The sequence below is a fragment of the Alkaliphilus peptidifermentans DSM 18978 genome (assembly GCF_900101495.1).
GTDB classification, from domain to species: domain Bacteria; phylum Bacillota; class Clostridia; order Peptostreptococcales; family Natronincolaceae; genus Alkaliphilus_C; species Alkaliphilus_C peptidifermentans.
On the sequence record NZ_FMUS01000015.1, the window covers coordinates 93,556 to 107,325 of the forward strand.

The 13,770-nt window shown below is 35.5% G+C and carries 8 protein-coding genes; 2 read left to right on the forward strand and 6 right to left on the reverse strand.

Annotated elements, in window-relative coordinates:
- Window positions 1–139: 139 nt before the first annotated feature.
- The 5 genes from BLP68_RS11890 to BLP68_RS11910 all read right to left on the reverse strand — a co-directional run bounded on the left by BLP68_RS11890 (window position 140) and on the right by BLP68_RS11910 (window position 10,194).
- Entirely contained in the window at window positions 140–3,241 is a 3,102-nt protein-coding gene (locus BLP68_RS11890; protein ID WP_091543797.1) for a leucine-rich repeat protein, read from the reverse strand.
- A gap of 278 nt (window positions 3,242–3,519) precedes the next feature.
- The gene (gene megL, locus BLP68_RS11895) at window positions 3,520–4,716 is read right to left on the reverse strand and encodes a methionine gamma-lyase (RefSeq protein WP_091543799.1); all 1,197 of its coding nucleotides are present in this window, start codon (window positions 4,714–4,716) and stop codon (window positions 3,520–3,522) included.
- A 30-nt stretch (window positions 4,717–4,746) separates the two neighbouring features.
- Window positions 4,747–6,297, reverse strand: coding sequence for a sigma-54 interaction domain-containing protein (locus BLP68_RS11900; RefSeq protein WP_091543802.1), 1,551 nt, complete (start codon window positions 6,295–6,297; stop codon window positions 4,747–4,749).
- Window positions 6,298–6,523: 226 nt separating this feature from the next.
- Window positions 6,524–9,181, reverse strand: a complete 2,658-nt coding sequence (locus BLP68_RS11905) for a translation factor GTPase family protein (protein ID WP_091543805.1) — start codon at window positions 9,179–9,181, stop codon at window positions 6,524–6,526.
- A gap of 464 nt (window positions 9,182–9,645) precedes the next feature.
- Entirely contained in the window at window positions 9,646–10,194 is a 549-nt protein-coding gene (locus tag BLP68_RS11910; protein ID WP_091543806.1) for a manganese efflux pump MntP, read from the reverse strand.
- A 387-nt stretch (window positions 10,195–10,581) separates the two neighbouring features.
- Between BLP68_RS11910 and BLP68_RS11915 the strand changes: the two genes are divergently transcribed.
- Window positions 10,582–11,535, forward strand: a complete 954-nt coding sequence (locus BLP68_RS11915) for a DUF3829 domain-containing protein (RefSeq protein ID WP_176758995.1) — start codon at window positions 10,582–10,584, stop codon at window positions 11,533–11,535.
- 308 nt (window positions 11,536–11,843) lie between these two features.
- Here the strand turns inward: BLP68_RS11915 and BLP68_RS11920 are convergent, their stop codons facing one another.
- Entirely contained in the window at window positions 11,844–12,713 is an 870-nt protein-coding gene (locus BLP68_RS11920) for an ATP-grasp domain-containing protein (RefSeq protein WP_091543811.1), read from the reverse strand.
- An 835-nt stretch (window positions 12,714–13,548) separates the two neighbouring features.
- Here BLP68_RS11920 and BLP68_RS11925 point away from each other — a divergent pair.
- Window positions 13,549–13,770: transposase (locus BLP68_RS11925; RefSeq protein WP_143003094.1), on the forward strand; the 222-nt coding region annotated here is incomplete at its 3' end.

The window sequence follows — 13,770 nt, forward strand, 5'->3', positions numbered from 1 at the left end:
TACCATTTTTTTATTATGCCACAGGTGGTGGCAAACAAAACGTCCCCTTGGCTTCTTGGCTTCCTTAAGAGTGTGTCCATGCTGGGCACACCACAATAAATACCTCAGAAGTAATTCTGAGGTATTATAGATTGAATGTTTATTTAATTATACTAATCTCTCTAGTCTCTGGATCATACTCCACCGTAGCTCCTAAGGCTTCACAAATAAACCGTAGGGGTGCATAGGTGCGTCCTGGAGGCAAGATAGCTGCTTCGCAATCAATTATGATGGCTTCTCCATTTACCAGTACTTCCTTTGAGCCAATAGTCAGAAGGATTTCTTTTTCTCCATCCTTGATTAAAACCTGCCTTGTTTCTGGTAGCCAGATTACCTCTGCTCCTAAGGCTTCGCTGATGAATCTGATGGGTACCAGTGTCCTGTTGGAGGCTCCATCAATAAAAGGTATTGCATCCAGCAAATAGGCTTCATCATCTATTTTTATTTGGCTTTCTCCTATTGTTAGGAGAATGTGCACTTTAGGTGTAATTGTTTCTTGTTCTTTTTTTGGTTCTTCTGTTGGTTCTGCCTGTTGTATAGCTTCTGTCTTCTCTTCAATTATTTGTGTGAAGCTTTCCTTTGAAACTCTACCATTTTTATCTGTTACTGTAATGGTGTATTGGTATGTTCCTGCTTTTGTTGGTATTCCGCTAATTACTCCATCCTTTGAAAGGGTTAATCCTTCTGGTAGTGTACCACTGGTGACTTCAAAGCTATAACCTCCACTTCCTCCTGTGACGGTTATCCTAAAGGAATATGATTCACCTATATTAGATTTTTCAGGTGTTTTATCTGTAATCTTTAAATTTGGAATACTACTTCCTCCTGAAGCACCTCCCCCTGAGCTGCCTCCTCCTGAGTCTCCATCACTGGAACCACCTGAACTTGTTATGGTTACGGTACTTACTTCTGATATATTGCCTGGGTCTATGCTGTCTCTTGCTTTTACTCTATATGTTCCTGCAGTTAAACCCCTAAATATATTTGAATCTTGCCATGTTGATCCATTATCATTACTATACTCATATGTGCCGCTTCCACCATATGCAGTTATGGTTATGCTTCCGTTATTTCCTCCGGTGGTTACATCTGTTTTTGTTATACTTATGGTTACTTTTTGGGATGCTGGCGGCTGAAGCTGTAATACTATAAGATTGAAATCCCTTGTACCATTTGCTCCATTATTATAAACTGCAGCTGTTACTGTTACGTGTGCATCTCCACTTCCAGATGTTGGTCGTGTTACTAATCCAATATCTCCACCTGTACTAATCTTGATTATGTTTTCATTATTTGATGTCCAGCTGATGTCTGAGCCATACCCAGCTCCTATCCTTGTGAGACTTATATCTTCTGTTACCGAGTTTGCACTGTCTCCCACTGCAAAGCCTATGCTTAAAACTGATTTATCTACCGCTACCTTTTCTTCATCTGTAATTGGTCCACCACCATTGTCGGGGCTTTCTGAAGCTAGGGTTGTCACGGTTACCTCAGGTCCATCGGTGGTCCAATTACCATCTCCATCCCCGGCCTGTATCCGGAAGCTATAGGTTGTGGAGGGCTCAAGTCCGGTGATTTCGCTACTTAAGACGGTTCCTTCTACATTAGTTCGTATCGTCCCATCCATGTATATCCTATAGCCTGCTACGCCTAAATCATCTTGGGCTTGTGTCCAGCTTAGCATGGTTCTTGTGCTTGTAGTGCCACTAGCTGTCATAGTACTGCCTGAAGGCCACGAGATAGGTATAGTCTCAATTATGCTAATGGTCAGAACTGCTTCATCCCCAGTGTCAAACTCCAGAGTCAATTCAAGATCTCCCAAATCTTTTGCTGCAAGATACTCTTTTTTGATTGTCAGTATGTTCCCCTTTATGCTGTAATGTCCTGTTCCAATGGATGTATCGGAGACTTTGATATCACTTAACAGAGCAGCCGGATTTTTACATATGATTTCGGTACTGATATCGGTCTGCCTTGAAGGGTTTTTATCAAAGATTGCAATGTCAGGGATAATAGTGGCATTGGGCAAAATATTAAAAGCAATGTTATTTGCATTAGCATAGTTGTAAGCATATGAATCTTGATAGCAATATATTGATATTTCAGGGGATGCCCAAAATACATCGTTCCCCATATTAGTGACACTGTCTGGTATGATTATCCTTTGTAAAGCGCTACAATTTGAAAAAGCATATGCACCTATGCTTGTAACACTATGTGGTATTGTTATACTTTCTAAAGCACTACAAATAGAAAATGTAAATGCACCTATACTTTCGACTGCTTTACCTATTGTGATGCTTTTTAATTTATGACAGTACGAAAAAGCACTGCTTTCTATACTTGTTACACTATCTGGTATTATAATGCTTTCTAAAACTGAACAGTTTGAAAAACCATCTTCACCAATGGTTTTAACACCATTGCCTATTATGACGCTTTCTAGACTTGTACAGTTAGCAAACGCTCCATTACCTATAATTTCACAACTATCCGGTATAATGACACTCTTCATAGATGTGCAACTCGAAAAAGCACGTTTATCAATGCTTTTAACACTGGCACCTATGGTTACATTCTCCAATGCACTACAAGAGGCAAATGCCTGAACACCTATACTTTCGACTTTGTCCGGGATTGTGATACTCTGCAACTTAATGCAGTTATAGAATAATTGATTCTCTATACTGACAAGATCTGTCGGCAGTGTTGCATTCTTGAGTGCCACACAGAATGAAAAAGCCCCCTGGCCGATACTTGTGACATTATCGGGGATTGTGATGCTTTGTAGAGCACTGCACCTAAAAAATGCATATTCCCCGATACTTGTGACACTGTCTGGGATTGTGATGCTAATTAAATTTTCACATTTTTCAAAGGCTTCTTTGCCTATAGTTGTAACGCTGTCCGGGATTGTTACATGCACCAATAGGCTACACTCGCGGAACGCCCCCTGCCCTATACTGACCACACTTTTACCGTCAATGGCAGCGGGTATGTCCAGAATCCCATCAAAGCCATCTGGGGTCACAAAACCTGTTATGGTCACCTTATCATCAGTCACTGTATATATAAGCCCTGTCGCCTCATCCTGCTCCGCATGGACCTTTAACCCATGATAACCCGGTATGACTATTACTATTAGCGCAATGATCAATATCCTTAAGATAATTACTCCTACCTTTAATCTCATTGATTTCATTTTTATTCCACCTTCGTTTTAATTTCGACTTATGTGTGCTTGGCTTTAATTCAGCCTTTAGTCGAGGTTGTTATCCAGAGTTTAAGCAAACCCCGATTCCAAGTATGTACATATTTTTTATTATAACAAAGAGCTCTAACAGGATTCTAACAAAAGGAACATAAATATACAAGCAAAACATCCCCATGGTTTGGGTTATATTCATGCAAAAAGTCTAAAAGAAAACCTAGATATTAGCATCTAGGTCTTTAAACTGATTAAATTTACTTGTGTTTATTCTATAACTGATCCAAGGCCATTTTTAAATCCGCTATGATATCTTCTGGGTTCTCCAGACCAACAGATATTCTAACCAATCCTTCCGATATATCACATACTGCCCTCTCTTCTGGTGTATAGGGTGAATGGGTCATAGAAGCAGGATGTTGAATTAAGGTTTCAGTGTCTCCTAGGCTAACTGCTAATGTACACAGTTCCACTGTATTCATCAGTTTTTTACCAGCTTCTAAACCTCCCTTCACCTCAAAGGCGATCATAGCCCCGGGCAACTTCATCATTTTCTTAGCCAATTCATATTGAGGGAAGCTCTTTAATCCTGGATAGGCGATGCTTTCTACAGCAGGATGGGACTCTAAGAACTCAGCAACTATTTGAGCACTAGAGCAATGTCTCTCCATTCTAAGGTCTAGTGTCTTCATTCCTCGGTTAATTAAGAATGCATCAAAAGGACTAAGAGATGCACCTGTCATATCCTTTATACCTACCAACCTTACCTGATTAATAAACTCCTGCTTTCCTACAGCAAACCCAGCAATTACATCTCCGTGTCCGTTTAAATATTTGGTAGCAGAGTGAATCACCACATCTGCACCCATGTCAAGGGGTCTTTGCAGGTATGGAGTACAATAGGTATTATCTACTACAACGATACACCCTTCTACTTCATGGGCAATTTTTGAAACCGCCTCTATATCTGTCATTACCATGTTAGGATTTGCAGGACTCTCAAGATATACAACCTTGGTGTTATCTTTCATAGCCCTTCTAACATTTTCTGGATCTGTTGTATCTACAAATGTAACATCTACGCCAAACCTTGTTAATCCATGGCTTAAATATGCAAAGGTACACCCATATAGTGTTTTAGCTGCTACAATGTGGTCTCCCGCCTTAACTGCAGTCCATAAAACAGAGGTGATTGCTCCAATTCCCGATGCCATTGATACAGCTGCTTCACCATTTTCCAAGTTGGCAAGCTTTTCTTCAACCTGGGTATTGGTTGGGTTTCCTAATCTAGAATAGATATAGCCCTCTTCCTCTAAGGCAAATCTTCTTCCTCCCTGCTCTGCCGAATCAAATATAAATGTAGAGGTTTGATAGATTGGTGTTGCCAATGCTCCAAACTCATTTTTTTGATACCCAGCATGTACCGCTCTTGTTGAAAAACCCATTTTGTTTAAATTTTCTTTATTCATCTTATAGCCTCCCATTGAGTTAATATTTTATTAATCTTTAAGATTTTCCTTACATAAGCCATACTTCTTCATTCTATTTATGAATAACGTATGGGTAACCTTAAGACTTCTCGCTGCTTCTCTTATACTTTTTGTCGATTTCAAGCTATCAATAATCATTTTCTTTTCTAGGGTTTCTAAGCTATCCTTTAGTGAATTATCTACTGATATGTCTTCTGTTGTTAAATTATAATTGAGGATGATATCCTTAGCTTGAATAGTTTTTGTAGTAGATAAGGCAGCTGCCCTTTCCAGCACATTTTGAAATTCCCTTACATTACCTGGCCAATTATAGTTGATTAGCTTCCGCATAGCTTCTGGTTCAATGCCAGTGATGGTTTTGTTATATCTTTCAGAATGTATCTTAGAAAAATACTCAAACAATATTGGGATTTCCTCTTTCCTCTCCCTAAGAGGTGGAATATTGATATTGAATATATTGATTCTAAATAATAAATCAAGCCTAAACTCTTTATTTCTTACCATTTGATCTAAATTTTGATTGGTAGCTGATATTAACCTGGCATCAATGGAAATCTCTTTATGACCCCCTACTCTTCTGACCTTTCTTTCCTGCAATACCCTTAACAGCTTTGCTTGTATATGCGGTGCCATCTCTCCTATTTCATCAAGGAAAACCGTTCCACTGCTGGCCACTTCAAAGATTCCTGCTTTACCTTCCTTAGTTCCTCCTGTAAAGGTTCCAGGCTCATAGCCAAATAACTCGCTTTCTAATAATTGATCTGGAATGGCTGCACAATTAATTGCAATAAAGGGTTTATTTCTTCTGTTACTGTTATTATGAATAGCCCTTGCAAATAGCTCTTTCCCAGTACCACTTTCTCCAGTAATAAGCACCGGTGAATGGGATTTTGAGTATTGCTTCCCTTCGCTTATTACAGTAATCATTATATTACTTTCGCCTATAATATCATCAAAAGTAATTGGGTTATCATAGCGACTGAATACACTTGATTTATCTATATCATATAGTGATATTAAGTGTCCCGTTGAAACCTCTGCTTCATTCTTAATGAGCTGTAGATTTACTTGATATAGTTGATTTCCTATCTCAATCCTTTCTGTTACGTTGCTTTTTATGCCTTTCACATTTGATAAAGAAGAGATAAACCTATCATAATCTATATATTTTCTAATATTAACTCCAGTAATATCTTTGCCCTTACAGCGAAAAATATTTTCTGCAGCATAGTTATTAATGTATTTTATATCACCATTCTTGTTTACAAGAGTGACTCCATGGGGTATGAGATCTAAAACATTTTTCATCTGGGTATCCTTTTCCTCAAAAGGAAACAGGTCTATTTCTTCGATACTCTCCCATTCACTAAGGTTTTCAAATTCTTTTTTAATAAGCTCCCAAATAGGCTCTTCCACAGGCATCAGCTTGATATACGCTACATACGCATAAACCTCCATCCATATTAACCCTACTCCATATTTGTATAGTACTGATAAAGCCTTGTAGGTGAGATGGGGTTTATCCTCTACAGATGTGAGTTTGATTTTCTTTGTCTCCATATTTTCACCCTCTTATGATTTTTTATTGCAATTATTATGCCACTTACAATACTGGCAAAAAGCTAGATGAGTCCTACCTATATAAAATTCCACATCTTAGAAACGGAACATTTTCATTCCACTTCTAAGGGCACGTCTAGTTTGAACATATAGAAAATGGTTTAATTTTAATCCAGCTGTCTTAAAATTAAACCATTTTTTATATTTAGTCAATACTATAATTTCTTTACTCATCATCTTCTTTGTTAACCAGTTCTTCCATCTGCTGTTTAGTTTCAAACGACAATGTATCTACTAGATAATTACGTCCTCTTCCTTTCATTTCCTCAAAAGATTGCTTTATTACTTCATTAACCCTTTTTATATCTTCAATCAGTTCTCTGGCAGATAATAATCTACACCCTGCCCCTCTAATAATGATCTGCTGTAAGGCATCTGATGTTGCAACTATTATACTATATTTTTTCTGTTTTTCATGGGCAAATCTTTCAATATACTGGTCTGCAGTCTGTGCTTCCTTAGTATAAACTACATGGATATTACGATATTTGATTTCTTCCTGAAGATGCCCCTGTAGGCGATAGGCATCAAAAACAACGATAATCTGGCATTTTTGAATCCCCTGATAATTACTAAGGTAATCCAGCAACTTCATTCTAGCGCTTTCCATATTTTCATCTGTAAGCTCTTTCAACTCAGGCCATGCAAAGATTATATTATAACCATCCACAAGGAGATATTTTTCTTTGGTTTCTTGATGTGTGGGTACATAAACATCAGATTTGTAATATGTTTCATGGGCTGTTTTGTATTTTTTCCAAGATGACTTCTTTCCTTTATTTGCATAGAAGGTTTTGTTGAAAATTTCATCTATCTCTTCTAAATCAATCCACTTCTCCTCTGTAGATGGTACCTGATTTTGATTTTGAGTTACTTCTCCCAATGAATCATCTATCTCTTGAAGGTAGCTTTCAACATGCATATAGTCTTTCACTTTATCCCAATTCACCAAAAATCCTGTACCATTTCCGCAAAATACAGAAGCTGTCGGGTTTTCTATATCTCTCTCAGAGTCGTATGCGATTCTCTCTATAACTTCTTCTGCATTATGACATGCCTCATACCCTTTTAAACTGCAGAATAGCCTTCCTTGACCCTTGCTATAGGCAGCAACCTCCTTCTGATAATTCCTCATTGTAACAACTGGGGCACTCCCCACAAGAATTACTATTTCTCCATATCTCTTGGAAATTTCATATGTTCCATGCATTTTCTCAATATCAGTCATTGCTCTTCCTACCATTTTCTCAGGCAGCTCCAACTGAAAGGTATAATAAGGCTCTAATAATATGGATTCTGCTTCCTTTAATCCCTGACGTACTGCTCGGTATGTGGCCTCTCTGAAATCTCCACCTTCTGTATGCTCATTGTGGGCACGACCTGAGACTAAGGTTATCTTCATATCTGTAATTGGAGACCCTGTTAAAACTCCTTTATGGGTCTTTTCTTTTAGATGGGATAAAATAAGTCTCTGCCAGTTTTTTGTCAGTATATCCTCACTGCATTCTACCCCAAACACCAGACCACTTCCACCCTCACCAGGCTCTAATAATAGGTGGACCTCTGCATAATGGCGCAACGGCTCAAAATGTCCTACTCCTTCTACTATATTTCCAATTGTCTCTTTATATAAAATTCTTCCAGCATCTAATGTCACCTGGACACCATAACGGCTATCTATTAGACTCTGTAGAATCTCAATCTGCACCTCTCCCATGAACTGGGCCTGAATTTCCTGAAGCTCTTCATCCCAGACAATACGAAGTTCTGGCACCTCCTCTTCAATCTCATGTAATTTGGGAAGCATCATTCTTGGAGTACAGTCGGGGGGAAGAATAATTTGGTAGGACAGGACGGGTTCCAGTATAGCTTCTTCTGAGGCTTCCTCTATACCTAACCCTTCTCCCGGTTTAGTTTTACTGAGTCCTATTACTGCAAATACAGAACCTGCCTCTATCTCATTCACTGCCTCAAATTTCTGTCCGGAATAGATACGGATCTGATTGATTTTCTCTTGCCATACACCATTGGTTAAAACATCCTTCACCTTTAGGCTTCCACCAGTAAGCTTCATAAAGGTAAGGCGGGTGCCCTGCTGATCTCTTGCTATTTTGAATATTTTTGCTCCGAATTCATTTGGGTAGTAAGGTACACTGGCATACTTCACAATACCTTTCATAAATTCCTCAATGCCTTCCAATTTTAAAGCAGATCCAAAAAAGGATGGAAATACTTTACGCTCCTTGATAGCTCTTTTAATCTGTACGATCTCTATATGTTCTACTTCTAGATAGGCTTCCATCATTATTTCATCACACATTGCTAACTGATCGTAAAAATCTGCTGTCTCACCTTGTCCAAACTCAATGCATCTATCATCCAGTTGCTTTCTCAGTTCTTTCATTAGCTTATCTTTATCTGTCCCATTCTGATCCATCTTGTTGACGAATAAAAAGGTAGGTATTTGATATAGTTCAAGCATCCGCCATAATGTTTTGGTATGTCCCTGCACCCCATCTGCACCGCTTATAACTAAAATGGCATAGTCCAGAACCTGAAGTGTTCTCTCCATTTCAGCTGAAAAATCAACGTGTCCTGGGGTATCTATTAAGGTTATCTGCCTTTCCTCTATTTCAAATATCGCCTGCTTAGAGAAAATGGTGATTCCCCGTTCCTTTTCTAGTTCATAGGTATCTAAATAGGCATCCTTATTATCTACCCTTCCCAAATTTCTAATTTTACCGCTGAGATAGAGCATACTCTCTGACAATGTTGTCTTGCCCGCATCCACATGTGCTAATATTCCAATAACTAGTTTTTTCATTATCTATGTCAAATCCTTTACTTTTGTCTTTTCGTTAAATAATCATAAAACATAAATAAAAGCATATCACCAATCTACCTTCCATTATCCAAATACTAATGCTATTATATAATGGGTTTATGGATTTATCTTTAACTTTAATTAAATTTATACTATACATTTTATCACTTTCTACAAGGTTAAAGCTATTAAATTATCCCCTAAACTTATGGTCTAGGGGATGGCAAATACCTTTCCTTCCTAAATGCTCATTATAACTACTTCATGGATACTTAACTATATCTTTTGACTGCCTTAGTTGGTTTTAATATAGATTTTATAGCAGTTAAAAATATCATCTGTAATGCTCCATCTAATGAAGGATAAAATACACAAGAAATAAACTAACATATTTATTACAGAGTACAAATCTACAGTCACCACATGGATTTTGATAGAATGGCGATAAATTAATAATCGATTTCTTACCAAAGTTGAAAAATCCCAAGAAAGAATAATAATATTGCAGCAATAAAGTCTGCTTTTTCTCTAATAAATCCTATGGATATTTTATTTCCAAATTTAGAACCTGCCCAAATAAACAGGAAGCTGGTTATGCCTGCGAACAAGGTAGTCATAAGTATTGGGTAATAAACAAGTCCTGCGGATACTCCTAATGTAATAGAATCGATTCCTAAAGCTATTCCTAAAATTATTGCACTTTTCATAGTGCTCTTTTTTATGGCTACTTCAGTATTATATTCTTTACTTTGTGATTTTAATCCCTGCAATACAAACCAAGCACCTAATAATATAAAAACTGAAGCGCTAATATAGGATGCTGTTTTATGTGTTAAAAATCTAGATACTTGCTGTCCCACTAGCAAGCCAACCAGCATTGTAATAGCGGATATCAGGGCAATCACAGAGATAAAACTATTACAAACTCGCTCTTTTAATCCTAACGAAAACCCTACACCCAAATCATCAAGATTTGAAGATACTGCTAATAAAATAATTTGTCCAAGATTCATAGTTTCGCACTCTCCGAAAAAATATTTTATTGCATATACTTGTAAATATATTCTATTTACAAATTACATACTTAAACTCCTTATAACATAAATCATAATTATAGAGCTAATGATAAATCAAACAAAAGCTCCTTTACTATTATATTATTAAAGATAAGATTTGTCACTTGATGGGTGTGGCTTTGATTCTAGTGCTTTAGGAATTATTATAAAAAAACGACAGGATAGGATGCCCGTAGTAAAATAGAACTATTTTCCATTTGCAACATTGAGTTTGTAAAACTTATATATTAAACTAAAAATAGTTTTTCTCTAGAAAATTCTAAGGATTTTATAGTGTTTATTTTTTTTAATGCCACATTTATGTATGTTATGGAGGAAATTATTATGTTTAAAAAAGAGATAAAAAGAGTTCTAATCATTATATTATTGGTAACATTGTGCTTTTTTTTCATTGCATGTGATTTTTATGAACTTATGACAGCAAACGATGTAGAAAAGTATGATGCTTATGTGGAATTAAACAACTATATGGTAGATTGGTTAGATAAAACTATAATAAATTACTGTAATGTCTTTGGTGATGATGAAGAAATCATTATGCCAAAAAAATTTTTTAGTTTTTCAACCTATCCTATTTTGCAAGTACATAAAGATATTGTTGAGAAAGCATTTGTTTTTTCCACAAAGAAGCCTTCTTATGGTGCAATTGATACCTCTGTAGATAACCTATATTCTCCACTTAAAGAGTTAATGTTGATTTTAGAAGAGATAGAAAATTACTACAGAGATGAAGCTTTTTTACAAGATGATTTTGTAAAAGGAAAAGAACTACATAAACAGTTTTATCATAAATATATTGAATACCTTCCATTAGCAAGTGATTTTCTTTATGATCTACGAATTATTGTGGAAGAAAGCAAGCAGGAAGATTTAGAAAGATTAAAAGAAGAAGATTATATGATAACCTATACTGCCCTAAAGATTATATATAGGGCACAAGAAATGCAAGAGATGCTGTATGATCTTTACTACGAAGAATCCACTATAGACTATAATCTCTTTAAAGAGCATTATAATTTATTATCAGAGGATATCGAAGATTACATTAATTATTCAAAAGACGAAAGCAGAAGAAAAAAAGAAAATCTTATTGATGATAGTGCTGGAATCTATATATTTACGAGGCATGTAAAAGATATGCATGATAACGCTACAAAGCTTATAGAAATTTTAAATGTGGAAAGCTTTTGGGAAGATGAAGAAGCATTATTTGATTATATAGAGGATTTTAATACCAGATTATCCTATGCAATTGATCTGTATAATACTATGTTGTAGATGAATCATTCTGCACAAAACAGTTCAGCCATAACAAAAAGTACACCTCCAAATATTAGTTTTTATTTTAACATTTGGGGTGCACTTCATTACAAAATTCACCTTATAAAGTAGACAGTCTTAAAGTCCACCTTATATGGAATTTTTAATTCACAGGGGGTCACTATATTATAAAAAATACCAAAATTTAGTTGCTATCTAGTGAATGGGTGTTTTAACTTCATTCTAGATTTACAGAAAGTTTAACTAAGAGCAATTCCCTCACATAATAATAGAGTCATTATTGATATTTAATTATTAGATGTTTTTCAACAGTTCTTTAGAATAGAGCATAATTTTTCGCTTAATATTTTCAGCCCTAATGTGTTTTGAGCTAAATAAAGGTTAGGTTCAATAAGCTCTAACTCAAGTAAGAGAGGTTTTTTATCCTTTCCGTACACATAATCCACACGTACATATAGAGGCTCTTCTTCCAATAAGCTAATAGTTTCCTTTAAAAATAGTAAATCTTGTTCTGTAGGAATAGTTTCCGTGTAGGTACCACCCCAATGCTTATGAACTAAATAGCTTCCTCTGGCTGGTTTTTTTTTCATAGTAAAGACAGATTGACCATCTATAACAACAGTTGATCGTTCACCTACTGTTTCAATTGATTCTATATAAGGTTGTATCATTGCAGTCTTAGTTTTTAGAATCTTTTTTACAGTTTCCTCAATTCCTTTAGTGTCATTTGAATTATATCTATAAGTATCTCTACCACTTGCACTGATAACAGGCTTAACAATAATCTGCTCCGAATTAAAATCTATCTTTTGCTTTTGAAAATCCAACTCCGAATGTATAAAGATAGTGGGAACAATTGGTGCCCCTTTTTCTTGTAAATACTTAAGATAAAGCTTGCTGCTATTTTCTTTTATCGTTTCATATGGATTCAGTAACAAACATTTACTTTGAATTACATAAAGGCGTTTTAAAAATTCAGTTAACCTCTGATCATAATCCCAACAAGACCTTATAATAGCAATTTTAAACAATGAAAAATCAATGTTTTCATCATTCCACGCTACTAATTTCGCTGTATGCCCGCATGCTATCAATTCATCTCTTAAGACAATATCATCAACATAAGGTTCATCGTAATATTTTTGACTAACTAAGATTGCAAAATCTGTCATCATGCTTTACCTCCCATACTTTAATCATTTTATTAATTTTGTAGATAAAATGAACTGAAATTATCTTGATGTTAATTTGGATAAATGATAAGAAATTAATATCAAGAAATCATTCTTTTATGTTCTATAGATCCAATTGGATCTTTCGCGTAACTTACTACGTGGATTAAATGATATACATTTAATTTGAAGTAAACTATCTATGATTTAAGCATTTTCATCATCAATAATTGTATTTGATATTGATAATCAATTTCATTTTATTCGCTTTATTAATTTTTGTCAATTGTTTTTGGCTCACTATGGTTATTTTGTAGTAATACCACCTTATAATCCTTTGATCCAAAAGCTGAAGGGGCTCAAGTACATGCACCACTTCCTCAACACCAAAACATTAGGGCCAAGGGGACGTTTTGTTTGCCACCAATATTGCCTAATTTACCTGATAGGGTATATTCCTATAAATAAACGTTTTAAAAAACAAAGAGACAACTGTATCAGCAATTGTTAAGTGATTCTTAATCACACACAAATATATTGATTCTATCTATTCTTCTCAACATAATAATTAGCGGATCCCTGTTTGGCTTCTTTCACTTACTCTTCTGTTCATATTTGTCACCTTTTTTATACTATAATACCTCTAATACATGGCAAACAAAACGTCCGGGATCAGTGAAAAAGTCCCCTGCAAACATCCAGTTTAACTTACACTATGTTTGTATATTAAGCGCAAAATATTTTTTAAATCATTGAAAACACTTGATTTTAGACAAAAAAAACCCCATTTATGGTATAATGTAAGTACGACCAAACAAAACCAAATGGGGGTTTTTTCATGCTTCGACATAAGCCAAAGCAAATATCTTTTCACTCATCATTATATAATAAAATACCAGAAAATCATATACTAAAAAGAATAGATTCAGTAGTAGATTTTAGCTTTATCAATGGATTACTAGAGAATAGCTATTGCAAGGAATTTGGACGACCTGCTAAAGAACCAGAATTAATGTGCAAGTTACTTTTTTTGCAGCATTTATATAATTTATCAGATGAA